Raw genomic sequence first — 523 nt, 5'->3', positions numbered from 1 at the left:
GGCCTTATAGGCATAGTGAGTGCTAGTACCATCGCCATGGTTGATCATGATCTGGCGATCGAGCGCATCATAAACATAAGTGACCGGCTGCGGTTCAGAGCCAGGCTCATGGAGCTGTTTGACCCAGGCAATCTGCCCCCGGGCATTGTAGCCTGTCAGCTCACGCACGCTCTTGCCGGAGCTGACGTCCTGTTCTGACTTCCATACCCGGCCGAGCCCATCATAATACTCGCGGCTGGTCACCGGGGTGCTGCCTGTGGCCGGTGTGCTGGTCTTGACGATGTGCTGGGTGTGCGGGTTGCCCCAGTTCACATAGGCCAGAGCCTCAAATCCGCCATCGGGATAGTTGGTGCGCACCAGTCGGCACAGAGCGTCATACTGATACTGTGTGACCTTGCCATTGACATCGGTTTGGGTGAGCGGAACGCCGCAGGTCTTGTCCCAACTGGTGCGGATGACATGGCGGGCATCGCCGGCATGGAACAGCGGGCTGCGCTCTTGTTCTGGGAACAGGTTGTATTGC

Annotated in this window: 1 protein-coding gene; it reads right to left on the bottom strand. The window is 58.7% G+C overall.

Features of this window, described 5'->3' with window-relative positions:
• Positions 1 to 523 (bottom strand): RHS repeat domain-containing protein (locus tag JCM12308_RS27575; RefSeq protein WP_164845418.1); only part of this gene is annotated, 523 nt, incomplete at both ends.

Source organism: Pseudovibrio denitrificans JCM 12308, from assembly GCF_001310815.1.
In the GTDB taxonomy this organism is placed as follows: Bacteria; Pseudomonadota; Alphaproteobacteria; order Rhizobiales; family Stappiaceae; genus Pseudovibrio; species Pseudovibrio denitrificans.
This window is presented reverse-complemented; position numbering and strand designations above follow the sequence as displayed.